The organism is Corynebacterium sp. MSK019 (assembly GCF_030232425.1).
GTDB lineage: Bacteria > Actinomycetota > Actinomycetes > Mycobacteriales > Mycobacteriaceae > Corynebacterium > Corynebacterium jeikeium_D.
In genome coordinates, this window is the sequence record NZ_JASPJT010000001.1 from 280,455 (window position 1) to 305,312 (window position 24,858).

Annotated in this window: 20 protein-coding genes; 10 read left to right on the forward strand and 10 right to left on the reverse strand. The window is 58.2% G+C overall.

Annotated features, from left to right (window positions below):
* Nucleotides 1–64: 64 nt before the first annotated feature.
* From QP982_RS01155 to QP982_RS01170, 4 genes are all read right to left on the reverse strand, one after another.
* On the reverse strand, nucleotides 65–982 hold the full coding sequence (locus QP982_RS01155) for a DUF5926 family protein (RefSeq protein ID WP_070429924.1): 918 nt from the start codon (nucleotides 980–982) through the stop codon (nucleotides 65–67).
* A gap of 48 nt (nucleotides 983–1,030) precedes the next feature.
* Nucleotides 1,031–1,909 carry a hypothetical protein gene (locus tag QP982_RS01160; protein ID WP_070429925.1) on the reverse strand — a complete coding sequence of 293 codons (879 nt, stop codon included), beginning with the start codon at nucleotides 1,907–1,909 and terminating at the stop codon, nucleotides 1,031–1,033.
* Between the two features lie 118 nt (nucleotides 1,910–2,027).
* On the reverse strand, nucleotides 2,028–3,989 hold the full coding sequence (locus QP982_RS01165; protein WP_049171694.1) for a pyruvate kinase: 1,962 nt from the start codon (nucleotides 3,987–3,989) through the stop codon (nucleotides 2,028–2,030).
* A 138-nt stretch (nucleotides 3,990–4,127) separates the two neighbouring features.
* The gene (locus QP982_RS01170) at nucleotides 4,128–5,075 is read right to left on the reverse strand and encodes an L-lactate dehydrogenase (RefSeq protein WP_016421677.1); all 948 of its coding nucleotides are present in this window, start codon (nucleotides 5,073–5,075) and stop codon (nucleotides 4,128–4,130) included.
* Nucleotides 5,076–5,156: 81 nt separating this feature from the next.
* Between QP982_RS01170 and QP982_RS01175 the strand changes: the two genes are divergently transcribed.
* From QP982_RS01175 to QP982_RS01185, 3 genes are all read left to right on the forward strand, one after another.
* Nucleotides 5,157–7,163, forward strand: coding sequence for an alpha/beta-hydrolase family protein (locus QP982_RS01175; protein ID WP_240593264.1), 2,007 nt, complete (start codon nucleotides 5,157–5,159; stop codon nucleotides 7,161–7,163).
* 136 nt (nucleotides 7,164–7,299) lie between these two features.
* Nucleotides 7,300–7,896 (forward strand): superoxide dismutase, encoded by a 597-nt coding sequence (locus QP982_RS01180; protein WP_070429926.1) that lies wholly within the window; start codon nucleotides 7,300–7,302, stop codon nucleotides 7,894–7,896.
* Between the two features lie 170 nt (nucleotides 7,897–8,066).
* Nucleotides 8,067–8,912, forward strand: coding sequence for a crotonase/enoyl-CoA hydratase family protein (locus QP982_RS01185; protein WP_070429927.1), 846 nt, complete (start codon nucleotides 8,067–8,069; stop codon nucleotides 8,910–8,912).
* A gap of 4 nt (nucleotides 8,913–8,916) precedes the next feature.
* Here QP982_RS01185 and QP982_RS01190 read toward each other — a convergent pair whose 3' ends face one another.
* Nucleotides 8,917–10,737 carry a ribonuclease H-like domain-containing protein gene (locus QP982_RS01190; RefSeq protein WP_070429928.1) on the reverse strand — a complete coding sequence of 607 codons (1,821 nt, stop codon included), beginning with the start codon at nucleotides 10,735–10,737 and terminating at the stop codon, nucleotides 8,917–8,919.
* A 173-nt stretch (nucleotides 10,738–10,910) separates the two neighbouring features.
* Here QP982_RS01190 and QP982_RS01195 point away from each other — a divergent pair, with 173 nt between their 5' ends.
* The 4 genes from QP982_RS01195 (at nucleotide 10,911) to yidC (ending at nucleotide 15,865) form a co-directional block, all read left to right on the forward strand.
* Nucleotides 10,911–11,690: a DUF6474 family protein gene (locus QP982_RS01195; protein WP_016421682.1), complete on the forward strand. Its 780-nt coding sequence runs from the start codon at nucleotides 10,911–10,913 to the stop codon at nucleotides 11,688–11,690.
* A 160-nt stretch (nucleotides 11,691–11,850) separates the two neighbouring features.
* The gene (locus QP982_RS01200) at nucleotides 11,851–13,608 is read left to right on the forward strand and encodes an alkaline phosphatase D family protein (protein WP_246815150.1); all 1,758 of its coding nucleotides are present in this window, start codon (nucleotides 11,851–11,853) and stop codon (nucleotides 13,606–13,608) included.
* 348 nt (nucleotides 13,609–13,956) lie between these two features.
* Nucleotides 13,957–14,310 (forward strand): histone-like nucleoid-structuring protein Lsr2, encoded by a 354-nt coding sequence (locus QP982_RS01205; protein WP_016421684.1) that lies wholly within the window; start codon nucleotides 13,957–13,959, stop codon nucleotides 14,308–14,310.
* A gap of 196 nt (nucleotides 14,311–14,506) precedes the next feature.
* Nucleotides 14,507–15,865 carry a membrane protein insertase YidC gene (gene yidC / locus QP982_RS01210; protein WP_016421685.1) on the forward strand — a complete coding sequence of 453 codons (1,359 nt, stop codon included), beginning with the start codon at nucleotides 14,507–14,509 and terminating at the stop codon, nucleotides 15,863–15,865.
* Nucleotides 15,866–15,916: 51 nt separating this feature from the next.
* Here the strand turns inward: yidC and QP982_RS01215 are convergent, their stop codons facing one another.
* The 3 genes from QP982_RS01215 to QP982_RS01225 form a co-directional block, all read right to left on the reverse strand.
* Complete coding sequence (locus tag QP982_RS01215; protein WP_016421686.1) at nucleotides 15,917–16,537, reverse strand: TetR/AcrR family transcriptional regulator; 621 nt, start codon at nucleotides 16,535–16,537, stop codon at nucleotides 15,917–15,919.
* A gap of 387 nt (nucleotides 16,538–16,924) precedes the next feature.
* The gene (locus QP982_RS01220; RefSeq protein ID WP_016421687.1) at nucleotides 16,925–17,218 is read right to left on the reverse strand and encodes a GlsB/YeaQ/YmgE family stress response membrane protein; all 294 of its coding nucleotides are present in this window, start codon (nucleotides 17,216–17,218) and stop codon (nucleotides 16,925–16,927) included.
* Nucleotides 17,219–17,562: 344 nt separating this feature from the next.
* Entirely contained in the window at nucleotides 17,563–18,462 is a 900-nt protein-coding gene (locus QP982_RS01225; RefSeq protein WP_016421688.1) for a universal stress protein, read from the reverse strand.
* Between the two features lie 297 nt (nucleotides 18,463–18,759).
* Here QP982_RS01225 and QP982_RS01230 point away from each other — a divergent pair, with 297 nt between their 5' ends.
* Genes QP982_RS01230 through QP982_RS01240 form a run of 3 tightly spaced genes read left to right on the forward strand, consistent with a single transcriptional unit; the run spans nucleotide 18,760 to nucleotide 23,249 of the window.
* On the forward strand, nucleotides 18,760–19,791 hold the full coding sequence (locus QP982_RS01230; RefSeq protein ID WP_070429930.1) for a pseudouridine synthase: 1,032 nt from the start codon (nucleotides 18,760–18,762) through the stop codon (nucleotides 19,789–19,791).
* Nucleotides 19,792–19,809: 18 nt separating this feature from the next.
* Entirely contained in the window at nucleotides 19,810–20,604 is a 795-nt protein-coding gene (locus QP982_RS01235) for an ABC transporter ATP-binding protein (protein WP_246815151.1), read from the forward strand.
* Nucleotides 20,605–20,624: 20 nt separating this feature from the next.
* The gene (locus QP982_RS01240) at nucleotides 20,625–23,249 is read left to right on the forward strand and encodes an ABC transporter permease (protein WP_070429931.1); all 2,625 of its coding nucleotides are present in this window, start codon (nucleotides 20,625–20,627) and stop codon (nucleotides 23,247–23,249) included.
* 111 nt (nucleotides 23,250–23,360) lie between these two features.
* Here the strand turns inward: QP982_RS01240 and QP982_RS01245 are convergent, their stop codons facing one another.
* Both QP982_RS01245 and QP982_RS01250 read right to left on the reverse strand, forming a co-directional pair.
* Complete coding sequence (locus QP982_RS01245) at nucleotides 23,361–23,804, reverse strand: DUF2871 domain-containing protein (protein WP_038627034.1); 444 nt, start codon at nucleotides 23,802–23,804, stop codon at nucleotides 23,361–23,363.
* A gap of 90 nt (nucleotides 23,805–23,894) precedes the next feature.
* Complete coding sequence (locus QP982_RS01250) at nucleotides 23,895–24,650, reverse strand: SDR family NAD(P)-dependent oxidoreductase (protein ID WP_168157923.1); 756 nt, start codon at nucleotides 24,648–24,650, stop codon at nucleotides 23,895–23,897.
* Between the last annotated feature and the right edge of the window lie 208 nt (nucleotides 24,651–24,858).

Sequence of the window (24,858 nt, forward strand, 5' to 3'; positions counted from 1 at the left end):
CTCAGTTTTTCGCTGAGCCACACGCGTTAGTTCTTAAACCAGTTCCGCCAGGCTGTCTAGGTACCTAGTTCCGAATGGTCACCTGACGGGACACGATGGTCTCACGGGACTTACGCTCCTCGGCGGTCAGCGGCTCTTCGCTGGCCAGCGCCTCAGCGATACGCTTGTCGGCCTCTTCCACGGCAGCAATCCAGTGGTCGTGCGGCTTGGTGTTATCCAGGTCCCAGACCGGCACCAGCACGCCATCGGTACGGAAGACACCGGCGAACTTCGTGCCCTCTCCCAGCGAGAGGTTGTCCGCAGCGTGCACGCGTGCCAAGGCATCCAGCAGCGGCTTCTCATCTTCACGACGCACCCAGCGGATGTGGGCGCGCTCGCCCGGATCAATCCACCACACAGCACCAGCGACCTTCGCATCCAGGCGGTATGACGGGAGAATCGCGTCGTTAGCCACGGCCAGGTTCTGCTCGATCATCGGGGTGCGTTCAATGCCCTTGGGAATCCACCACTCGAAGTCCTGGTGGACCTCCATGTTGTCGAGATCCACGGCGGTCAGGACGTCGGTAAGCGGTGCAGCTTCGCCGTCAGTAGCGGCGGAGAGCTGCTGACCCGGCTCTGCATCGCAAGCCCATGCCAGCGCACGGGAGAGATCCGCAGCGCCGTCATTGGTGCGAGCCTGCGTCTGCAGCGCGACGAAAGCCTCATTGCCCTGGTCAGCGGCACGCGTCAGTGCGGCTACGCCACCCGGCAGCACGGTGCAGAGCTTGATGTCACGCTCAGCGTCAGCGACCGTGACCGGAATGACCACAGCCGGAGCGAACTCGCGGACAGCCACGATGTCAGCCTCTTCGTCGAAGTCCTTGAACGGACGCGGATTGCCCAGCAACGCTGCACGCTCAGCAGCGCGGGCTGCCAGCTTCGCCTGACGGCGGCTCATGCCCTCCGGGGCCTGATTATTCTTCTTACGAGATTTCTTTCCCACAAGGCCACAGAATACCTATTCGCAGTCCGTAATTCGCGACTGCCTGGGCTACTTATAAAAATCGTCGACGAATTCGCTCGCCGTTCCTTCGAAAAGCTGCTTGTCGACGGCCATTGCGCCCGCCTCCCCCTGTTCATCGGTAGCTTCGCTGGGGATGAAGCCCTTGGACCAAAAACCGGGCTGGGTGCGCTCGCGACCTGCCCCAACGGGAATGTTGCGATGCACTTCCTCGGGAGCCAACACGTAGCGGAGTAGCCGAGCCGTAAGGGCAGTTGTCACACAAGCTAAAACAGTGATGATTCCGGCCTGGAAGTACGTCCTGGACACGTCGGCAGCGATAAACCAACCCGTTGCAAGTGGCCACAAAACGCAGGCCAGATACCAGATAAAGCGACCTGGCCCCATTACGGCAGTGACTCCTGTTTCAGCCAACGCGACCACGGGTCCCGTGATGTTGCGCACTGGCCACATGTGCATCGTGCGCACATCCGTTGCCGTGCGCGACAGCAGTGGGCGGGCATACGTTGCGCGGTCACGCAGCACCTGGAGGGTCTTGTAGACCGAAAAACCCAGCCCAATGAGGGAAACCATTCCGCAGAGACCGAAAGCCCATGCTCCCAGTTCGCCGAGGAGGGAAACCACCAGATCCTGACCTGGACTCAGAATGCTCATCCAGATGAATACGGTAAATGCGGCGAATACTCCAGCGCCGCTCATTGCCCATCGAAAGACGCTGTCCGCACGCTTGCGAACAATCTCATCGGCCTTCCAGCGCGGCGTCACACCTGTGATGGCCGAATCCGAGACAGTCGGCTGCCAGCTCTGCTGCGGTGGCAGCACCACCTGAGGTGGGGACTGCTGTGGCTGCTGTTTTGGAGACTGCGGCGGCACAGCCCACCCCGCGTTTTCTGCCTGTTCATTAGACATTTTCCGCAGGGCTCCTCTCTTACGCGCGGCCGGCTTCTTCCGCAGTCTTTTCTCCCACGGTGTTTTTAGGTGCGCTCCCCCTAACCTACCCAAACTAGCCCGGCCCCTAACCCAGCCACTAGTCCGACCAGCTGCGAATCTTCCGCAGCATGATGCGGCTCTTACGCTGCGAACGTCCCATCTTCCGGGCCAGGTTGTTCAAAATCGCGATGGCCTCGGTAATGTGCGGCCCCTTGTTCAGCATCACGCACTCGGCACGCAGGGCGAAGGCCGCATCGGTAATCTCCGCGCGGGACGGCAGGCCGGCCTTGGCCATGTTCTCCAGCACCTGAGTACCCAGAATGGTCGGCACACCGGCTGCCTGCGCCAGCGTCAGAATCTGGCCTGGGACCTCACCCATACGGTCGAAGCCCAGCTCCACAGCCAGGTCACCACGAGCAATCATCAGACCGGACTTGGCGCGCTTCATGCTGGCGATGATGATTCCCGGCAGATTCTGGAATGCCGGAATAGTCTCAATCTTCAGCACAACACCCAGGTTCCGAGCCTTCGACGCCAGGTCCTCGCGGCCCGCAGCCTCATGTTCCGCCGCAATCTCATCGAGCACCTTGTAAACGTACTCAGCATCCCCCTGCGTGCGAATAAAGCTCACCGCAGCAATATCCGCATGCTCCACCACAAAGCGCAGGTGCTCAATGTCTTCGTCGGTAAGCGAATTGAGTGGCAGGTCGGTGTTCGGCAGATTGATGCCCTTATGCGCCGCCAGCGGCTGACCATTCGGCTTCGTACGCAGGACACGCAGCCGGGCATCGACGTGACTATCTTCGCTTGACGACGTCTCGGAGACCTCAACCACCTCAGCGCCGAGCGCACCGTCGTCGAAAAGCACCGGATTGCCCGGCTTCAGAGCCGCCACGGCAGACGGCAGCGAACAGGAGACGCGTGGAATTTCATCGTCAGTGCGTGGAATGGTGGTGATTTCCTCGCGGCTGGTGAGAATAAACTCATCACCGGTGTGGAAGCGCAGCTTTTGCACGGTCGGTGGCACGCCACCAGCGCGCGTGACCTCGTAGTTGCTGCGCAGGTGTGTTCCCTCGGCAATCCAGGCGTTCTTTTCGCCCTCGGCGAGGACAGCCTCGACCTCGCCCTCGGAGTCGGTGTCGATGCGCACAACAGTGAAGTGACGCTTCGCCGAGCGGGAGTCATGCAGCGTAATGACATCGTCAAGCTGCAGCTGTTCCAACCACCCCTGATCTGCTTCCAACGGCAGTGCGGGACGCCCCGGCAAATCGCTCGGAGCTGGCTTGGGGTGCTCATCCAGTCGCGGAGTCAGCCAAATCTTGGACTTGGAGATGACCGTGCCAGCGTCGTCACGCACAACACGGGCGCGCCCCACACGCGGCCCCGGTTCGATATCGCCCGTGCGCAGCTTCGGACCAGCCAGATCCATGGACACGAAGATGCGGCGACCGGCCTTCTCAGCTGCAGCATTGACGTTGTCAATCATGCGGCTCCACTGCTCAGGTCCGTCGTGGGCGCAGTTGATGCGAGCGAGATCCATGCCAGCGGCAGCGAAGCTCTCCACCAACTCTGCATCGTCGGCGGCCTCGGCGGGCAGGGTCACCATAATGTGCGAAGTGACATCCGCGCGCTCCTGACCGAACAGCTCGGTGGCGTTGTTATCCAGGGCAATATCCGCGCGCTCATCGTCGGCAATAATGCGGGCGACATCGATGTCTGAGGTGCGCCCCGCCAGCGCCAACAGCGCGTTGAGAGCGAGCTCAAGGCGCCCCCGGGTGAAAGTCTCCACCGTGGTCAGACTGGTCACGCCGAGGTCGTGCAAGCTGTTTTGCAGCTCACGGATGTCAATTGTGCGCAGGTGTGCGTAGTGCAGCAGGTTTTCCGCGTGCCGACGGCGCTCTTCCGGCACCTCTGCGAGCAGTGCAGAAGCCTCCACCGAGACGTCGTCCAACTCTGTGATCAGATCAGTGACCTTGCTGATGAGGTCATCCAGACGCGGTACGGCCGCGCCGCTTTCAGTGTTGTCAGTTGCTGTGTCTTGAGGGCTCTGCGCTGCCATAGAGAAGGCACTCCTGTGTTGAAGACGAAGCGTTGGCCAGAGTCGGCCACGCGGGCCAATAGAAGGTGGGCATTCTCATTCTCAAATGAGACGGCCGAAAGCGCATGTCGAGAAGACATCTACTCTCGCTACCAGCAGTTACTTCCAGAATGGATCCTGCACATCTCGGAGCGTCTGAATGGACTTGTCCAGCTGCTTCTTTTCGTATTCGTCCAGCTCAAGCTCGATAACGCGGCGAATTCCTCGACGGTTCACAATGGCTGGTGTTCCGATGAACACGTCCTCATGACCGTATTCACCTTGCAAGTATGCGGAGACCGGCAGAGCTACCTCTTGGTTCTGGAAAATGGCGCGCGTAATGCGGGCCAGCCCCATACCGATTCCGTAGGAAGTGGAGCCCTTGGCATCGATAATCTCGTAGGCGGCATCACGGGTTCGGATGAAGATGTCCTCCAGCTCGTCGTGAAGCGCGGGGTCGGCGGCGAGGCGCTTGGACAGACTGACGCCTGCAACGTTGGCGCTGGACAACACCGGCAGCTCGGAGTCGCCGTGTTCACCAATGATGTATGCGTGCACGCTCATCGGGGAAACATCGTAGTATTCACCCAGCATGTAACGGAAACGTGCGGTGTCCAGGATGGTGCCGGAGCCGAAGACACGGTTGTGTGGCAGCCCGGAGTACTTCCACGCGGCGTATGTGAGTACGTCGACGGGGTTGGAGGCGATCAGTAGGAGCCCATCAAAACCGCTGGCCATGACGGAATCGACGATGGACTTCATAATTTTCATGTTCTTGTCCACCAGCTGTAGGCGAGTCTCGCCGGGCTTTTGTGCTGCGCCTGCACAGATGACTACCAGCGCGGCATCGTCACAGTCGGCGTACGTGCCCTGAGTGACTTTGGTGCGCGACGACGCCCACACGACGCCATGGTTTAAGTCCATGACGTTGCCCATCGTCTTCTTTTCGTCGATGTCAATGATTGCCAAATGGTCGACAGTGCCTTGGTTGACCAGTGAGTACGCATATGCCACGCCGACGTCGCCAGCGCCGATCAGCACGACCTTATTTCCTGTGGATAGCTTCATAGCCCTCGGATCCTTCTCAACCGATTCGGAAAACGTTGCGACACCCCACAGGCTACGCTTTGTGCGGAAAACTGGCGCGAGATGAATAAACCCCGTGGAAAAAATTTTGCCATGATGGGAGTTATGGGATTCCTGCGTCGCGCATTTACTTCGATTGCGCCCTCGATTGCGTCTACGGGCAACACACCTGTAGCTCAGCCAATCGAAACCACCAGGACAGTGCGAGCTGCACGAGCAGCGCGAACGGGAATTACAGGAGTCGCTGGCACAGCTGGCATGGCCAAAGCGCTGGGCGCAGTCGGCACCGGCAGTCTGATGGCGACCAAAGTCTTTCGCGAACGCCTCCTAGGTACCGGCCCTGGCACTATCCGCAGCGCACTGCGAGCGGGCATTCCCTCCAACCCCGGTCTAATTGGTGCAGAAATTGCGTCATGGGCTGCCTTTAGCCCCTCGCTGATGCCGCGTACTCGGATCGCCACCGTTACTGTGACCTTCCTGGCACAGCTGGCGGGCCATGTCACCGGAGTGGCTATCGGCTATGGCTACAACACGACGATGCGGCGTCTGGCCAGCACTCCGCTCAGCCGCTTTGCGCCGGCACCTCGACACGAGCGCGCACTGGCCGTGACCTGGCATGTTGCCACCACGGCCACCACCGCGGCGCTGTGGCTGCGCTCCATTTCCCAGCAGCGCGAAATTGGCCGCCTGGTGGGCAAGGATGAGCAGGAATCCGCACGCAGCCAGTTCGCCTCCACAATGATTGCCAGTGGTCTCTACCTGACCACTCGGGGGCTCTCCGCGCTGGCCAATCGCGGCTATGACTTACTGCGGGACAACCTCCGCCCCTGGCTGCCGCGCGGTCTCGCCCCGGTTCTCAGCGGTGCCATCGTCGGTGGTGCCGTGGCCGCCAGCATTGATCGACTGCTTATCCGTCGGACTTTGGAGTCCATCGCCAAGAAGTCCCGATACCTGAATACCCTGGTAGTTCCAGGCCGCATGCAGCCCTGGGAGCCGGAACGTTCCGGGAGTCCATGGTCTTTGGAGCCGTGGTACGCACTCGGCGCCGAGGGGCGCGTCTTCGTCGCCGAAGGCCCCCGTGCCCGAGATTTGGCGGTGGTCACTGGCAAGCCGCTCTCCGAACTGCAGGAACCCATCCGCATTTATGCGGGCAAGGTGCCAGGTCGTTCTCTGCGGGAACAGGCGGAGCTCATCATCCGCGAGATGCACCGCACCGGCGCGTTTCGGCGCGATCATCTGGTTGTCTTCACCACCACCGGCACCGGTTGGGTGCCACCGTGGTCGGCGCAGGCTGCAGAGTTCTTGACCCTTGGCAACTGCGCCACTGTCGCTCTGCAGTACTCTGACCTCCCCTCCCCAGTGGCATGGCTAACGGACCACGAAACCCCAATCGCGGCTGGCCACACCCTTATCCATCGGGTGTTGCAGGAAGTCGACAAGATGCCGGAGAACGACCGGCCAAAGGTCTACGTCGCCGGTGAATCCCTCGGCGGGTTTGGCGGTCTCGGCGCATTCGAGAATTCCGCTGACATGCTCGCACGCGTCGACGGTGCTGTCTGGACGGGCGCACCACAGTTCTCCGCGATGTGGAAAGAGCTGACGCACCGTCGGACAAAGGGGTCTCCGGAAATCGCTCCAGTCATCGACGAGGGGCGAAACATCCGCTTCGCTACGCGCCCCGACGAGCTGTACCACTCCTTCTATGGCACCAAGTTCGGGCCGTGGGAATTCCCGCGCGTCGCATTCCTGCAGCATGCCTCTGACCCCATCGTTTGGTGGGATTACCCACTGGCCTGGCGCCGCCCCGACTGGCTTGCAGAGCGCGTCGGCCGCGATGTTCTCCCCTCCATGCGCTGGCATCCGTTCGTCACCTTCTGGCAGGTGCTTATCGACGGCCTCGCCTCCGTCACCGTCCCCGGTGGTCACGGCCACCGGTACGAGGAAGAAATGTTGCCAACGTGGGCTTCCATCCTCGACATTCCGCTTGACGACGACCTGGGTGGCGCAGCCGGAATGCGCTTCAAGCGCGTGAGTAAGTGGATTCGCCGCACTCAGCCGCCGCGTTCATAAACTTGTGACAGATATCCCTGAACAGCATTTTTTATGAATTTCGCATTAATTGTATTGCTTAAATGGTTGCGCATCCACTCATCTTGAGTACCATCGACGGCACAACCTAAAAACGTGTTGAGGAGGAATTTTCCTAATGACTAAGTACGAACTTCCTGAGCTGGATTACGCTTACGACGCTCTGGAGCCGCACATCTCCGGCGAGATTATGGAGCTGCACCACAGCAAGCACCACGCTAATTACGTCAACGGCGCCAACGCTGCTCTGGAGAAGCTCGCTGCTGCTCGCGAGTCCGGCGACTTCGCAGCTGTTACCGGCCTGTCTAAGGACCTGGCCTTTAACCTGGGTGGCTACACCAACCACTCCCTGTTCTGGAAGCTGCTGTCCCCGAACGGTGGCGGCCAGCCGACCGGTGAGCTGGCTGAGGCTATCGAGCGCGACTTCGGCTCTTTCGAGAAGTTCCAGGCTCACTTCAACGCTGCTGCTCTGGGCCTGCAGGGCTCCGGCTGGGCTGTTCTGGGTTACGACACCATTGCAGAGCGCCTGGTTATTGAGCAGATGACGGATCAGCAGGGCAACCTGTCCATCAACCTGAAGCCGGTTCTACTGCTGGATATGTGGGAGCACGCTTTCTACCTGCAGTACAAGAACGTCAAGGCTGACTACGTCAAGGCTGTCTGGAACGTCTTCAACTGGGATTACGCTGCAGAGCTGTTCGCAGCTGCCAAGTAATTTCAGCTAACAGCGCGCGGCTTTTTACGCGTCCCTGCCGCGCGCTAAAGATGGCTTACCGGCTCGCTGACGGGGCTTACCCTCAGCGGGTCGGTTTTTTGTGTCTTGTTTGAGACCACTTTTGGTATTTCCCGGGCGGCACACGTAGCCGTCGTTTAGCGTTAGTGCCCATGAACACCAGCAACAATGTCAACGTCGCCTATGAATACCTCGCCGTAGCTGATTCAGAGGCGGCGAAAATCGCTGTCGTCAGTTTGGATCGCGGAGACAAACTCAACGGTCTAACACTTGAGATGCTGACCGAGCTGTCCGCCGTCGCCCGGAAACTGGCAGCTGACCGTGATCTGCGTGGCGTAATCCTACGTGGCGAGGGCAAATCGTTTTGCGCTGGACTCGATTTCGCCTCGGCATTTAAGAAGCCCTCACGCATCCTGCGCTCATTCGTCCCCGATATCCACGGCACAAACCTGTTCCAGCGCGCCTGCTGGGACTGGCGAGGCCTGCCGGTGCCGGTCATTGCGGCGGTGCATGGGCACTGCTACGGCGGTGGTCTACAGATTGCACTAGGTGCTGATTTCCGCATTACTACGAGCGATGCCAAGTGGTCAATCCTCGAAGCGAAGTGGGGACTGATTCCGGATATGTCCGGTATGCGAACCATCCTCGATGAGGTCAGCGCCGATACTGCACGTTGGCTGACCATGTCTGGCGAAGAACTCAACGGCAAGGAAGCAACTGAGATCGGTCTGGCGACGTGGGCCGTGGACACGGAGGACGCTGCACTCAAGCTGTCCAAGGAGAAGTTGGCACAGCTGGCGACACGCTCGCCGGATCAGCTGGCGGCGACGAAGCGGCTTTTCCGCGATGTGCACCGCTCTCCTCGCTCAACATTCCGTGCCGAGCGCACACAGCAGCTGCTGCTGTTAGCCCGCAAGAACACAGCCATTATTCGCAATGCTGCGATGAAGAAGGTCTCACCTAAGTTCGCCCGGCGCGGCACGTGGGCGCGTGGTTAGCGCGCTAAGGAACCGGCAGGTCATCCCCATGCGGCAGGTCCGCGGCCGCGCGCTGTGAATCCAGCCAGTCGCGGACGTGGGCTACCGATCGGCAGTCATCGCCGTTGTAGCGCAGCAGCATGGCGCGAGCCTCGGCTTGCGTGAGCTTTTCAAAGGACTGTTCCGAGACAAAGTCAAGGTCAGTGACCGTCGCAATGCGATACAGATCCAGCGATGCCTCGCCGTCAACATCGGCGTCGCGCCAGTGGAAGCCCGACCACGGGGCCACGACTTTAAGCCCCATGCCGACGGTGGAGAGGATCTGGCGACGGGCGACCTTCAGCATGTCCACCCAGTCCTCCGAGGCAATGAACTTGTCCACTTCTTCGCGGGTCGGCACCCGCACAATCTTTGTCGGGCCAGCTGCCTCGGAACTGGAACCAGCCGCATCGCCTGTAGCCAGCTCCGCCGAATCTGCGGGCACCACAAATTCCTGGCCGCCGAACCGGGTGGCGCTCTGACGCAGCCAATAGTTCTCACCCTCTGCCGCCCAGCAATAGGCGCGGAAGGTCTTGCCTTGTTCATGCGCCGCATTTCGACGACGCATCAGGTAATCCCAGAAAATCGCAAAGTTCCTGGCCTCTGCCGTGCCACCGAGCCCTTCTGGCCCCGGTGGCTCCCAGGTGATAAACCCGCGGTAGTCCTCCCCAGGCACCCACGTTCCCCACAGGTAGGCGCCATCGTTGGGGTACGCCTCCATATCGATATCCATCTCAATATCGCCACGCGGGGCCGATGTCTTAGCGGCTACCCGGAGCGCGTCGACGTCGGCAAGCCGCGCCCTCGCCATCCACACCTGCTCCTTGCTGACGTGCGGAGTGTTGGTACTGGCCTGCGCCAGTGCCGTGACTGTGTCGATGCCCACACTGCGCAACCGCATGGACTTATCGCCAGGTAGGAGGAGGGAAATATCGTCACTTGCGGTCAGCTCATCCAAGCAAAGGTCGTGGTGACGGCAGGTTCGGCACTCCCGGATGCGCCGTGGCGCCAGCGGCCAGGTGCCTGGCGTAAACCGTGACGGTCGCCCCTGAGTGGCAGCGACGGCATCACGCGCATCCCGCAACGCCATCCGGTACGAGGCCACGCGCGAACCTTCATCGGCAATGACAATATGCCGTGTATCCAGGTTCATCCCGGTGGCACTAATCGCCCCCACCAGGCCACAAGACACGCCCAGGCGGTGCAGTATCGCCGCTGCCTGCCCAAGCTTCACAGCATCGGGTCCGTAATGCCGTAGCTTCCACTCGTCCGCGACAACCATCGCCTGACGCAGGGTCCGTCCCATCACGCCATCACGCCCGAGCCGGTCAACGCCCAGCAGTCGCACCTGCATCGCCGCCGCACGCGCCACATTGCTTGACGACGGCTTACGCCGCCGGCCCGGTTTGCGCGCAGAGAGCAGGTGCCGTGTGACAACCAGGACCGGCATATACGTCGGGGAGGTCGTCTGTGGTGAATCATCGACCTTGACCAGCAGATCGGGGTGGCAAATCTCGTCGATTCCCGAGTACACCCCACCGGGAATCGGACGCTCATGCATGAGCACGCCACCGGTGATGACGCTTTCTCCGCGGGCGATGGCCTCAAGGGTATCCAGGTGAGCGTCCGGTCCCGAGGCCACTGTGTACAGGCCGGGGATGGACGCGATGGACGTCGGCAAGCGGTGCTCATGGTGAGAAGCAGGTTCGACTAGCCGCCCCTCGCGGAGGTCGAGGCTCAGCCGGTAGCGGCAGCCGATGAGGTCGCTCGCGTGGAGAAGCGGGCGCGAAACGGATGAATCAGTCACAATGAGAATTAGCGTATCGCCACTCGGTAGGAAGTTTCACGTTAAGCTTGGATAGCAAGAATCGTGATGCAGCCACTGCATCTGGCAAGCGCACTCCGGCGCGGTGGGGTTTACGGGTTTTCCGCCCCACTTTTCCGGAGGGACTATCTGCGAGCAACTAGGCGAAGGAAAAAATGAGCTTCTTGGGTGACATCCGTGAGCGTCGGCGCGAAACCGCCAAGCAGGTGAAGGCTGCCAAGGCGAAGGCTAAGGAAGAGGCTCGCCACGCAGCTCGACTTAATCGCAAGGCACATAAGGCTGAAGTCAAGGCCGCTAAGCGCGACCAGAAGCACCAACACAAGCTGGAGCTGAAGGAGGCCGCTGGCCGCGTTCGTTCTGAGGAAAAGCTCGGTAAGAAGGAACTCAAGCTGGAAAACCGTGCTCTGAAGCGCGCGGAGAAGATCCGCAAGGCGAGTGCCAAGGACGAGAAGAAGGCGCTGGCCGCCAAGCAGCGCCACCAGACCAAGATGGCCGAGAAGATCCTGCAACAGCAGCGCAGCCAGGGCTTCAACAAGGACAAGGCAAAGTCGTGGATCGGTGGCGCACGCCTGCTGGTACCGGTGCTGGTTCCGCTGGCCTACCGCGCCATCACTGCCATTCAGCGCCGTGAACACTCTTCGGCCGCGCAGAAGTTCGGTGTTTCCGCTAATGATGCCGCTCGTTACCAGGGGCACGGTGCGCCGCTGCTGGCCCGCATTGAGGCCACTCGTGGTTCACTGACAGAGCTGCGTAAGTCGGGTGTCAAGGGTACCGATGGTTTTATCAAGGACGCCAACTCGCGTCTGGATGTCATGACTGACGCCATTAACACTGCCGAGAAGATGACCCCGGAGCAGCGTCGTCGCGCACACCACTCCATTACCGCAGAGCTGGATTCTCTGGATCGCCAGATCATTTCGGAGCTGGGCGCGTAAACCTGGCCGCTTCGGGTTAAGGCCACTCGCCGAGATTCGTCGAACTAAGCGCGACTGTTGTTGAGCAGCAATAGTCGCGCTTTCGCTCTTAGTACCCCCGTATCGGGCTATTTTCTCCCTCCGATGGCGCTACGGACTGAGAACTACTGTAATGAGGGCTATGCCATCTTCAGATAAATCTCAGACTGCAGCCTCGGATCTGAACGGCGCAGTCTCGAACAGCGACGCAACAGCCCAAAAGCCATTCACCCCTACTCGTCGTGCCGTACTGCGTGCCGGCGCTACCGGTGCTGCTGCTGGCGCCATCGGCCTGGCGACCGCTACTAGTGCGGGGGCCAATCCTGAGTCGCAGTCCTCAGCTAATGCTGGCGGTTCTGGTGGTTTTCAGGTCTTCCAACACGGTGTGGCCTCTGGCGATCCACTGCCGGACTCCGTTCTTATCTGGACTCGTGTGACATCGCACCCTGGCGACACCGCAGGTGCAAACCAGGGCCGCCCTGTTGCACTGAAGTGGGAAGTCGCTTCTGATGAGGGCTTCGGCAACATCGTTGCCTCTGGTGCCCTGAACACCGACCCGGATGCTGACAACACCGTCAAGATCGATGTCAAGGGTCTCTCCGCTAATTCCTACTACTTCTACCGCTTTACCGTCACCGCTGGTAATCACGCGGGCCAGGTTTCCCCGATTGGCCAGACTCGCACTGCGCCGCCGGTGAACTCCTCGCCAGATCACCTGGGCATCGCGCTGACCTCCTGCGCTAACTGGGAAAGTGGCTTCTTCTCCGCTTACCGCGATATGGCGGAAAATGACCGCATCGACATCATTATGTGTGTCGGTGACTACATCTACGAGTACGAGGCCGGTGGCTACTCCGGCAAGGGCCCGGTTCGTGACCACAAGCCGGCTCACGAGATTATTTCTCTCGCTGACTACCGCCTGCGCTACGCCACCTACCGCACCGATGCGGACCTGCAGGAAGCTCACCGCGCAAAGCCGTGGATTGTGACCTGGGATGACCACGAGGTCGCCAACGATGATTGGCACAGTGGCGCTGAGAACCACGACCCGGAGACCGAAGGCGACTACGTTGCCCGCCGCGACGCCGCTATCCAGGCTTACCTGGAGTGGCTGCCGGTTCGCGCTGTCCCCTTCTCCCAGGGCGGCAAGCTCTACCGCAGCTTCCGTTTCGGCGATCTCGCCGACCTGACCATGCTGGACCTGCGCACCTACCGTGACCAGCAGCTGAAGTTCATCCGCGCTGGCGAGACCGATGATGAGAGTCGCTCCATGCTCGGCTCTGAGCAGTTCAATTACCTGCTCGGCCAGTGGCGTTCCTCGAGCGCAAAGTGGCGTGTCGTGGGCAACTCCGTCATGTTCACTCCAGTGCTGGTTCCGCCGCTGGATCCGGAGGCCACTCACGCTGTCACTGAGCTGCTGAGCTTGCCTCAGGACGGCCTGCCGTACAACTTGGATCAGTGGGATGGCTACGCTGCTGAGCGTCGTAAGCTGATCGACATCATGGGTAAGGAGGGCTACGACAACGTTGTCTTCCTCACCGGCGATATTCACTCCTCCTGGAACTGCAACGTACCGAAGGTCCCGGGCCAGTACCCGAGTGCCGGTATCGCCGCCATTGAGATTGTCTGTACTTCCGTCAGCGCCCCGAACATCGATGACATTGTGAAGCTGCCGCAGGACAACCCGATTTCCTTGGCTGCTACCGCTGGACTCAAGGCTGCGAACCCGTACGTCAACTACCTCGAGTTCGACCGCCACGGCTACACCGCTGTCTACTTCGGCCGCGAGGACGTTACCTCTGAGTACCGCCTCGTCGAGGTCAAGGAAGAACCGAACCAGCCACTTTTCGTCGCCGCTACCTACCGAGGCAAGCCTGGTCAGGGCATGACCCAGGCTTAAGCGCCTTCTCATCCTTTCGCTTTCCGACGACCACTGAGAGCGCACCCCGCATTGCGCTCTCAGTAGCGTAGTTGCTGTTCACGACGGCCCTGCACAACATGCAGGGCCGTCTTTTTATTACCCCAAGTTCTTGTGCACAATTAATCGAATTATTAACAAACCATGTATTCGATATAAGTTGCACAATCTAACTCAATTATCGTCAATAGACATTAAATTTCTTTGCACTTATACTGTGAGGGAAAGAAAACAGGGCTTGATATTAATTTGAAATTTCACCGTATTGAAGTTTCACCGTAAGCCTTCTTCATTATTACAAGTTCAGCACCAAGCTTAGGCAGGGATTCTATGGCACGCCGCGAACTAATTCAGTACATCGACGACCTTGATGGGACTCCGCTTGATTCCGCAGATCACCAAGTCGTTCGTTTCTCTTTCCGCGGTAAGAACTACATTCTCGACCTCTCTCAGGAAAATGCTGAGAAGTTCGAGCAGGTATTAGAACCGTATATTGCGAACGCTTCTATTGATCACAGCACGGTTGTAGCTCCGCGTAAGCGCTCTTCCGCTAATCCCAATGCCGCTGAGGCCCGTGATCGCAATCGCAAGATTCGCCAGTGGGCACGAGAGAATGGCATGGATGTTGCAGACCGCGGTGCGCTGCCAAAGCACATTATTGAAAAGTACGAGAGCGCTAACTAGTTCTCACCCAGGTTCGTTTGCCTTCCACTGGATGTCATCCAGCTTCACTATCTTAAAGACAGGGTCCCGCCACAGCGGGGCCCTGTTTTAAAGTTGGGGCAGGTGATTCGAGTCGCTAGGATAGCGGCTGGAATTGGCACACCGGCCTAATCCGGTTGTCTTACTTTTCTTATCCTTGACATGGAGGAGTCGGCCCGTGGTTATTTTGGAACCATTTGTTTGGCTGGTCTCGTTTGTCCTTAAGGCGTGGCACCTTTTACTGGCCTCAGTGTTTCACCTGCCATCTTCTCTGTCCTGGACGCTTTCTCTCTTCCTGCTGGTGTTTACGGTGCGTGGCGCTCTGGCGTTTCTCGCGTTCCAGCAATTTATCTCGGCGCGCAAGACGGCCAACCTACGGCCGCAGCTTTTTATACTCAAGGAGCGCTACCGCAGGAGCATCGAGCCGAACTCGCCACAATACGTAAACTTTGCCAGCAAGGAAATGCGCAAAGCCGAAGGTATTAAGACCTCCGTAATGCTGGCGCCCCTCTTCGTCCAGATTCCCGTGATTATGGGCCTTGTTCGCATGCTGAGGCACATGCTGCGGGCGTCTGAGGGGCCTGGACTGCCTGCGTCTCATAATGTCGGATTCATCTCTAAGGATGAGATTTCCGACTTTCTGAGCGCGACATTCTTGGGGCAGCCTCTACCCGCGTATCTGCGCATGGACCCGGAGCAACTACAAATCCTTGGGGGCAATCATGATTCGCTGTTAGCTTTCTGCATTATCGGCATCGTGGCAGCGGCCATTTTCACCGGTTTTAACTTGGTCATTTCCTACCGCCGGTTGCAGCGCACTCTCGACTATTCCAATAGCGTCAGTGTATTCCTCAGCAAATTCATGCGCGTAATGCTTATCTACGCACCGCTGATGATCCTCTTCGCGGGGTTCTTTGGCCCAACACCTGTGGCTCTAATTGTCTACTGGGTCACCAATAACTTCTGGACACTGACCCAAAATATTATTCTCACCCGCTATGTAGAAAAGACCTACCCACTCACGGACGATTTCCGAACTCTTCAAAACCACCAAAAGGGTGAATACGAATCGGAGCGGGAAGAAAAGAAGAAGTTAAAGCAGGCCAAGCGTCGCTTTTATATCAAATCCGCATTCGCTCCGTGGAAAATAAAGCAGTATAAGAGCGAATATGCCGCTATTGAGAAGGAATCGCGGGACCGTCGTAAAGCAAAGCAGGACGAAGAATATGCCCAGGCTTTGAAAATTGCGAAGGTTCGCTACATGGTGACCCAGATGAGGCCTGGCGCTCAGGACAATTTGCCGTCCCTGACGCAGGATATGAAGATTTCCTCGGGTATAGTTCCGCCGCTTCCCGGCCTGGCTAAAGTGCGGGCAGACATGAAACGACAAGCCGAGAAAGCACAAAAGGCGCAGAAGCGGCCGAAACCAATTCTGATTGCAAAGAACCTGGGAATGCTGCTCGGCCAGAATACGAAGAATATGGTTAAGAAAGCCACCGGCTCAAAGGAGTCGGACTGGAAACGCTTCCGGGATTAGCCCGTGAGCAAAAGGCGAGAACTAGGGCGCGTTAAAAAGGGAATTAGGTATTTACGTGACCAAGTCACGGGCCAGGTCGCGCGCCATCTGCAGCGGGTTCAGATCCTTGGACATCTTGGCACCCGCGAGGCCGCCGTCGAGGTAGAGCAACAGCATATTTGCGTGAGCAGACGGCATACTAGATTCATTTTCAGTCAGCAGCGTGTGTAGCTGTTGCCAAACCCAGGAGCGGTGATCGGCTGCGGCCTGGCGGATGTCCTGCTCCGACTCCGTTTCCGGCCGCGGATATTCACTAGCCGCATTCTGGAAGTGTGAACCACGGAAGTCGATTGCCGGCTGCTCCGCAATACACTGATCGAAGAAAGCGAGAATCTTCTCCGCCGGGGTATCCAACGAGGCCACTCGCTGCTCCCAAGCCTCCCGCCATTTGGCATCGAGGTCTTGCAGATACGCGATGACCAGCTTGTCCTTGGATCCAAACAACGAGTACAGGCTGGCTTTGGCGACATCAGCTTCCCGCAGGATGCGGTCAATGCCGACAACGCGGATGCCTTCCGTTGTAAACAGAGCTGTCGCTGATGTCAGGAGGCGCTCCCGCGGACTGGGGCGGTTACGACGGCGAGAGGAAGCGCGGCCGCCTTTTGCGCCCTTGCCCGTTGTCGCTTCTGCCACGGCAGTACCTCTCGTCCTTCCAAAGTCACACCCCGTTATAACAGCTGCTTACTCGCAAATATCGGCGTTCGCGTCATTGCTTTCGCAACACTGAGCAGGGCGTTTATAGTTTGTGATATTCCATTGTAGGCGCATCTGCGACTGTGATTTTGTAAAAGAACAAACTAGTCAGTCTTTCAGCCTCTAGTCCTACTTTAGCGTGCGATGATTACTGCCCCCAACAGATGTCGCGACAACCGCAGAACGCCAACTTCACGACAACCGCACAACAAAAAGGGCATCTCAATGTTAATGAGATGCCCCGCGCTCTAGCTCACTATCCAGTAGATAGCAGCGTTACGACGCTTTGTGCTGAGCTGTGCTGTTTTTCTTGGTTGTTTTCTTGGTTTACTTACGCTTCTGAACCAGGCCGACAATCCACAGCAAAATCACGGCGCCGAGCAGACACGTAAGGAAGCTGAAGATCATTCCACCACCGGCGACATCAACGCCGAACAGGGTGAGCAGCCAACCGCCGAGGAAGCCACCGACAATACCGACGACGATATTCAGGACGACGCCCATCGAAGCATCGGTGCCCATAATCTTGGAACCAATCCAACCGGCAAGGCCACCGATGATAATCCAGCCGAAGAAGCCCAGAGAGGGGCTAAAGGAGGCAGCAAGAAGAATCTCGTTCATGATAGATATTCCTTTCCGAAATCGTTCTGACTCAACTATAAGGCTTTCCAAAATATCTTGCACCTACTGCAAGCACTATCAGGCCATTTCGGCCACTGGGAAACTAGCGAGATAACAGTCGGATAACCACAGGAAAACCCTTATAGAATCTGTACTTTCTGCATGAAAACGGGGTTTATGCAGGCGAGAGGCCTCATTTAAATATACCGAAGCCGGTCTCCGAGACATGTCAGAAACCGGCTAGGTTCTACTTATAAATATTCGGTAACGGTTTCCACTCTCGGCGCTAAACGCGTCTCGACGACCGGCACCGGCGTCTTTTCTCAGCCTCCTCGAAGCGCGCTTTAGGCGTCAGTCTCCGGGCGGACGACCATCATCGGGCAAGCAGCCGCCTGCAGGAGTGCACGCGAGGTGGAGCCGAGCAGCATGCCCTTGAAGCCTCCGCGGCCGTGGCTGCCGACGACCAGCAGCTGCGAGCCTTCCGAGGCATCAGCCAGAGCACGAACCGGACGGTCGCGGGTAACAACCTTCTTGATGGCCACGTCCGGGTACTTCTTAGCGTACTTCTCCAGGCGGTGGCCGAGCAGAGCCTTCTGCTCCTCTTCCACAACCTGCCACTGGCTCTGAGCTGCAGAAAGACCGGCCAGGGAAGCCTGTACCTGCATGTCCATCCAGGTGTGAACTGCAATCAGCTCTGCACCACGGGCATCGGCCTCACGGAATGCGTACTCCGTTGCCTTTTCGGAAATATCGGAGCCATCGACGCCGACAACGACCGGGCCGTACTTGGTCTCATCGGTTACCAGGTTGTCCTCGCGGACAACAACAACCGGGCACGATGCGTGGGAAACAACAGCGGCGGAAACCGAACCCATGACCATGCCAGAGAGCCCACCCAGACCGCGAGAGCCCATAACCACCATGGTTGCCTGCTCAGACAGGTCGAGCAGCATGTCAATCGGGCTGCCCTCTTCAATCTGGTGGCTGACATCTACCGACGGTGCGAAGTCGAGGGCAATCTTCTTGGCCTCGTTAATCTTCTCCAGGGTTTCGGCCTCAAGATCGTCGTAAAGCTCCTGCGGCGGAACCATGCCCTCTGCGTAGAGGAACTGTGGCATGGAGTAGCTGCTGACCAGACGGAGTGGCTCACCGCGCTTCACTGCGGTGTTAGCGGCCCACTTGACGGCGGTCTTGGATGCCTCCGAGCCATCGACCGCGCACACAATGATGTTCTGCCTTGGCATTGATTGCCTCCTTATTATGCGATCCATAAAAATTGGCTCTCCGCGGCCCGACCGCAACGCAGCTACACCTATCGCACCTGCTTGGACGCCATTTTAATGGACAAGCTTTGCTATTTAGTCAACTCTTCCGAGCCAACCTTTTTATTACTTTCACCTCCACCCTACCCCCATTATGTTGCGACCGACAGGGCAGAATGTTGTCCACCTACGCCATTAGGGGCGATACCAACACCGCCATGTCACAGCAGCTCCGCTTGTCGGCCAGATGAATCCGGGGCACCTGTTAAAGTCAGCCGTATGCGTCGCATGCCACTGCCCATTCGCGATGGGCTCAACCCATCCCGCATCGCCGCTCCCGGGCGTCGTGGCGATGCCCCCACCCGTGCGTGGGATCTGCTCGCAGGCGCTATCGCAGGTCAAACCCATCGCCACCCGGACGATGATGAAGCGGCCGTGGCTAAACGCTTTGCAGATGGGCTCGTCGTTCGCGCCAACTCAGTGCCGTACAGTCCGGATGACATGGTGAAGCCCGGCGCGGAAATGTGGTTTTACCGCACCCCGGCACCGGAGCGCACAATCGCGGGGCCGATGCCGATTGTCTTTCAAGATGACAACCTTGTGGTCGTCGACAAGCCGTCGTTTTTGGCAACGATGCCACGCGGCCGACACATCACGGAAACCGCTGTCGTACGCCTGCGGCGGGAGCTGGGAAATCCGGAGTTGGTTCCCGCGCATCGCCTCGACAGACTGACGTCGGGGTTGCTCATCTTTACCGCCCGGCGCGAAGTTCGTGGCGCCTACCAGGGGCTTTTCGCATCTGGGGAAGTCACTAAGCGCTATCACGCGCTGACATCGCCCACACCCATCGCTGGCGCGACCAGCGAAGCCCTGCCCGAGACCCCGCTGGAGTTGCGCACACGACAGCACAAAGTTGCTGGCCAGATGCAGGCTTATACTCTCGAGGGCGAGCCAAACGCCCACACCATCATCGAGCACATTTCGCTTGTCGACGTGCCTTCGGACGCCGACGGCCTCGCTGCCGACAGTGGTCGCGTTGCGCTGTGGCAATTGAAACCCATCACCGGACGCACTCATCAGCTGCGGCTGCACTTGAGTGAGCTGGGCTTTCCCATCCTGGGCGACCAGTACTACCCGGAGATTCTGCCGCTGGAGGCCGAGAATACCTCGGAGCCCCTGCACCTGGTCTGTGTAGAAATGAGTTTCGCTGACCCCGTGACTGGTGAACAACGAACGTTCCATTCCCGCCGCAGCGTTTTCAATCCGCTTTCGCTGCCGGATATTAATTCGCCGTTGATCAAATCTAATTAGAAGAGAACCCCCTCCCCCATGTCTGCCAAGCATGCACAACAATCCGCTAAATCATCCGCTGAATCTTCTTTGGAGCATCCCGCCCCACCAGCGGCGGCCTACGCTGAGAGGCTCACCAAGAAGTACGGTGTCGGCAATGCCGCTGTTACTGCACTGGACCATGTCGATATCTCTTTTGCCGCTGGTGAGTTCACCGCGATTATGGGCCCGTCCGGGTCCGGTAAGTCGACATTGATGCACTGCATGGCCGGTTTGGACTCCGCGACGTCGGGAAGCGCGTACATCGGCACGACGGATCTGTCGAAGCTGTCGGACAAGGAAATCACGGCGCTGCGGCGTGATCGCCTGGGCTTTGTGTTCCAGTCCTTCAACCTGGTGCCGACGTTGACGGCGGCAGAGAACATCACCCTGCCTATCAATATCGCTGGTCGGAAGGTGGATAAGCAGTGGTTCGAGGAAATCACCACGCGCCTCGGGCTTAAAGAACGGCTTACGCACCGCCCCTCGGAACTGTCCGGTGGCCAGCAGCAGCGTGTCGCCTGTGCGCGTGCCATTGTCAGCCGGCCGGAGATCATCTTTGGCGATGAGCCGACGGGCAACTTGGACTCGAACTCATCTCGTGAGGTATTGACGATTCTCCGCGATGCGGTTGATGACATCGGCCAAACCGTCGTCATTGTGACGCATGATGCCACCGCCGCGTCCTACGCAGACCGTGTTGTGTTCCTCGCGGATGGCCGCGTGGTTGACGAGCTTCGCAATCCCACGCCCGCCGATATCTTGGCGCGCATGGCAGATATTGAGAATCTTTAGGAAGGCAGGTCATCTCCCCCATGGCATCATCGTCTTCCACGCTGAGCCGCGTCGCCTGGCGCAACATCACCTCACACAAGTTGCGCCTCGTGCTCACAATTATTTCGGTCGTGCTGGGCACGGCCTTCATCACCGGCGCATTTGTGTTCACATCATCGCTGGACAAGGCCTTTAAGGGCGCAATGAGTACCGCTTATGACGGTGTCGACGTGGTGGTGACGGCCCCTGCTGACAATCCCGGTGCGCTCACCAAAGAAACTGAACAGAAGGTAGAGAACTTCCCTGGGGTGCACGCCCTCAACATCGGCAATCCCAACAACAGCATTACGGCCACGGGAGCCGATGGCAAGCCGATTCAGACCAATGGTTCGCCATCGATGGGCCTTCCCTACTATCCAGCGGCCGAAGCGGTGGGCAACAAAGTCACAATTACCGAGGGGCACGCACCGGAAGCACCAGGTGAGGTGGTCGTCAACTCCGCCACCGCCAAACTCGGCAACCTCCACGTCGGCACTGAAATCAAGGTGGCCACCCGCCTCGATCGGGCGACGGTGAAGGTCGTCGGCATCGCTGATACCTCCATCGACGAAACTGGCTACCTCGCGGTCTTCTTCACCCAGAATCAGTGGCGCGAGCTCTACGGCGAAGACGGACATGCGGACATGTTCACCCTCGCTGCCGATTCCACCACCGACGCCGCCGCACTCACCCGTGACGTCGCGGCTGCGTTCCCCGACCTCAAGGTAGAGGCCGGCTCTAAGCTCGCCGACGAGGCTTCCGAACGTGTCTCCTCCGCCTTAAGCTTTGTTAACTACTTCCTCATCGCTTTCGGGCTCATCGGTCTGCTGGTCGGCATCTTCATCATCTCCAATACCTTCACCATGCTGGTCACTCAGCGCATGAAGGAATTCGCTCTCCTCCGCGCCCTCGGTGCTTCACGACGACAGCTCACTGCGTCCGTCCTCTTGGAGGCATTCATTGTTGGCCTCATCGGTTCTGCACTAGGTGTAATCACGGGGTTTGGGCTGAGCCAGGGGCTATTCATGCTTCTCGATGCCATGAGTATCTCCATGCCCGGCGACGGCCTGACATTCGAACCGGTTGCGGTTATCGTGCCTCTCATTGTCGGCGTGGTAATTACCATGATTGCCGCCTGGACACCGGCGGCCCGCGCTGGCGCAGTCCCTCCCGTAGAAGCCATGCGCTCTGGGGACCAAACACCCAGCAATAGTCTCAGTGCTCGGACGTGGACCGGCGCAGTGCTGGCATCCGCCGCTATTGCAATCATTGCCTGGGCATTGCAGTGGAACGACGCGGAAACCAAGATTCGCGCCATCTTCGTTGGTGTCGGTGCGGTGATGGCCGTAGCCTCCGTCTGGCTTGTCGGCCCTGCGCTGTCCATGCCTCTGATCGGAGGACTGGGGCGCGTCGTAGGTGCGCCTTTTGGAACCGTCGGCAAGCTTGCGGCAACGAACTCTCACCGCAATCCGCGCAGAACGGGAACCACATCGTTTGCACTGACGCTCGGACTTGCGCTGGTGACTGTGATTGGCATGTTCGGCGTGTCCATGAAGGAAGCGGTCAATGAGTGGTCAGAGACCAATCTGACGGCTGACTTCGTGCTCTCACCGCCTCTGACTGCGCATTCGGCCCTGCCTCTTGGTGTCGAGGACGCGGTGAAGGATATCGATGGTGTCGAAGACACCGCAACGTTGTCGATTGGTGCACTGCTGGTGATCCCACCTGAAGAAGCCGCCACGATGATGGACTCCATGCCCGAACAACTCGAAGGCGGACCAGAAGGAGGCAACGCATCCGTTTTCAATAGTGACGTTGCCAAGTGGTACGGTACCCGCGCCATCCAGGGCTCCCTCGATCTGGCGAAGCCGGAGGCGGGCATTGTCATCAACGAATCAACAGCGCAGAAGAACCGATGGCAAATTGGCACTGAACTCGCAGTAATTGCCAAGAGTGGTGTCGCGCAGCTCCCCATCACCGGTATCTTTGCCGACACTGGCGATCCCGGTCAGTCCATCATCATTTCCGATGCTGCCATCCATGAGCACATCAACAGCAGGCTTGTCTTACCGTTCCAGACCTACGTCGATGTCTCCGATTCCATCGCGGCAGACAGCGGCGCCGTGGATAAAATGAAGCAAAAGCTTAGCGACGCCGTTGCGGACTACCTCGTAGTACAAGTGATGACTGCCAAGGAGTTTGCGGGCCTGGCTAATGCCTCTATCGATGTCATGCTGGGAATCGTGTACGCACTGCTGGCACTGGCGGTCATCATTTCGATTCTGGGAATTATCAATACTGTCGCGCTCTCAGTTGTCGAGCGCCGCCAGGAGATTGGCATGCTTCGAGCCGTCGGCCTGCAGCGCTCGGGGATTCGCCGGATGATTCGCCTGGAATCTGTGGAAATCTCCATTTTCGGCGCAGTCGTGGGTATTGTCCTCGGCTTGTTCCTTGGCTGGTCACTGCTGACCGTGCTGAAGGATGAGGGCCTGAATACTATTGCGGTACCGTGGCTGCAGGTTGTTCTCATGCTGCTTGGGTCTGCGATTGTAGGCGTTATTGCTGCTCTCGGACCTGGTCAGAAGGCCGCGAAGACACCACCTCTGGCCGCTATCGCAGACGAATAGCCGCCGCTATATGAAAGCGCCCCGTGCAGATATAGTTTCTGCACGGGGTTTTATTTCGCCTTATTACCTAGGCCGAATCAGCTATCCGACTCACGCATTTCCGCTGGAAATTTATACGGCTGCGTTGGCCTTGCGATCCACGCGTTCACGATTCTTCAGCGCCTTATTGAGAAGCATAAAGAACCACACAAAGCCAACCGTCAGGATAATGTGGCCGAGTCCTGCAATTCCCGAGTACATCGGACCCCAGGCCTCCGGGCCTGAAACAACGTGGACGATACCGTTTGCCACCATCATGCCGATCGTCCAAACAATGCCGACATTCTGAACAATGAACCAGCGATCAAAGCCCTTGACAGCTGAAATATTGAATTGACCATCCAATGCCAGCGCAACCAAGAAAAAGATCGTGCCAAGGACAAGGAAATGCGTGTGCAGCGTATTGAGCTGCGTTTTATCGCCAAAATCCATTGCACGGGTAAATTCACGATAGAAAACGCCAGAAAATAGACCAAGACCGAGATAGACCGAAGCGGCTGTGAATAACTTACGCATACTTCGTAGCCTACTCAGATAATACTGGCTGCTAAATGGACTAAACCCAGGGGGTTAAACGAAAGTTTGATACCGCGAAACTAGAGGGCCTCAAACTAACCGCGCCAGTCGAGCCACAACACGTTTCGGCACAGCCTTAAATAGAGCCATCACCAGACCATATAGACCGGGTGCGACCTCCGCTCGGCCGCTCTCCGCTGCACGTAACGTGCGCTCCACCAGATAACTGAGATTCTGCTCAGGCATAAGACGCAACTTCACCGACTTCGCCTGCTTCACGACGTCCCGGAGCGCCTTGGTCTTAACCTTTCCCGGGTAGCAAATAGTTACAGTTACACCATTAGGCCTTAATTCATCCCTAAGGCTGATACCCCAATGCCGAATAAACGCTTTCGATGCTGTGTACACCGCGATCCCTGGAGTTGGTGCTACAGCCGAGATCGACGAAACCAGAATAATGTGGCCATCCTCTTCGAATAAATCGTTTAGAGAGTAAACCGCTGCGACCGTTCCGCGAATATTCGTCTGTATCATTTGATCAGCCCGCGAAAAGTCCTGGGTATTAACATCGCCATAATTCGCGTACGCGGCATTGAGGATTAAATAAACTATCGTCGCGTGATGGCGCTCAACACGATTCCGGAGCTTATCGCCAAAATCATCATCGGACTGGTCTAGACGAAGATATCGAAGACGCGAACCTTGGGTCCTAGAGTGTTCAGCGGCCTCGCTGGAAGAATCATCGTTGTAGCTACGAGAGATACACCAGATTTCATCTAGGTCTGGACGTAGCTGCCCGAGCCTATCGGCGAAGACGGCACCTATGCCCCGAGATGCTCCAGTCACGATTCCCACTCGCATGATTTCCAAGATACAGCTGACTGGTTCAGGCAATTAAAACGGCGCCGACCAAGAGTGCTGTATGGGAATAAACATGCCGACAAAAAGATACAGCGTTAAAACACTTACGCTAGTTTATGTTGTTTGCTTGTGGGTAAAACAAAAGCGGGCCGCGGCCACCACCCCACACACGGGGAAATAGCAACCACGACCC

Coding starts and splice junctions, on each gene's coding strand:
- QP982_RS01220 (WP_016421687.1), bottom strand. CDS start 17,218: ATGAACGAGATTCTTCTTGCTGCCTCCTTTAGCCCCTCTCTGGGCTTC.
- QP982_RS01180 (WP_070429926.1), top strand. CDS start 7,300: ATGACTAAGTACGAACTTCCTGAGCTGGATTACGCTTACGACGCTCTG.
- QP982_RS01205 (WP_016421684.1), top strand. CDS start 13,957: ATGGCACGCCGCGAACTAATTCAGTACATCGACGACCTTGATGGGACT.
- QP982_RS01175 (WP_240593264.1), top strand. CDS start 5,157: ATGAATAAACCCCGTGGAAAAAATTTTGCCATGATGGGAGTTATGGGA.
- QP982_RS01195 (WP_016421682.1), top strand. CDS start 10,911: ATGAGCTTCTTGGGTGACATCCGTGAGCGTCGGCGCGAAACCGCCAAG.
- QP982_RS01230 (WP_070429930.1), top strand. CDS start 18,760: ATGCGTCGCATGCCACTGCCCATTCGCGATGGGCTCAACCCATCCCGC.
- QP982_RS01240 (WP_070429931.1), top strand. CDS start 20,625: ATGGCATCATCGTCTTCCACGCTGAGCCGCGTCGCCTGGCGCAACATC.
- QP982_RS01165 (WP_049171694.1), bottom strand. CDS start 3,989: ATGGCAGCGCAGAGCCCTCAAGACACAGCAACTGACAACACTGAAAGC.
- QP982_RS01160 (WP_070429925.1), bottom strand. CDS start 1,909: ATGTCTAATGAACAGGCAGAAAACGCGGGGTGGGCTGTGCCGCCGCAG.
- QP982_RS01200 (WP_246815150.1), top strand. CDS start 11,851: ATGCCATCTTCAGATAAATCTCAGACTGCAGCCTCGGATCTGAACGGC.
- QP982_RS01225 (WP_016421688.1), bottom strand. CDS start 18,462: ATGCCAAGGCAGAACATCATTGTGTGCGCGGTCGATGGCTCGGAGGCA.
- QP982_RS01245 (WP_038627034.1), bottom strand. CDS start 23,804: ATGCGTAAGTTATTCACAGCCGCTTCGGTCTATCTCGGTCTTGGTCTA.
- QP982_RS01235 (WP_246815151.1), top strand. CDS start 19,810: ATGTCTGCCAAGCATGCACAACAATCCGCTAAATCATCCGCTGAATCT.
- QP982_RS01170 (WP_016421677.1), bottom strand. CDS start 5,075: ATGAAGCTATCCACAGGAAATAAGGTCGTGCTGATCGGCGCTGGCGAC.
- QP982_RS01185 (WP_070429927.1), top strand. CDS start 8,067: ATGAACACCAGCAACAATGTCAACGTCGCCTATGAATACCTCGCCGTA.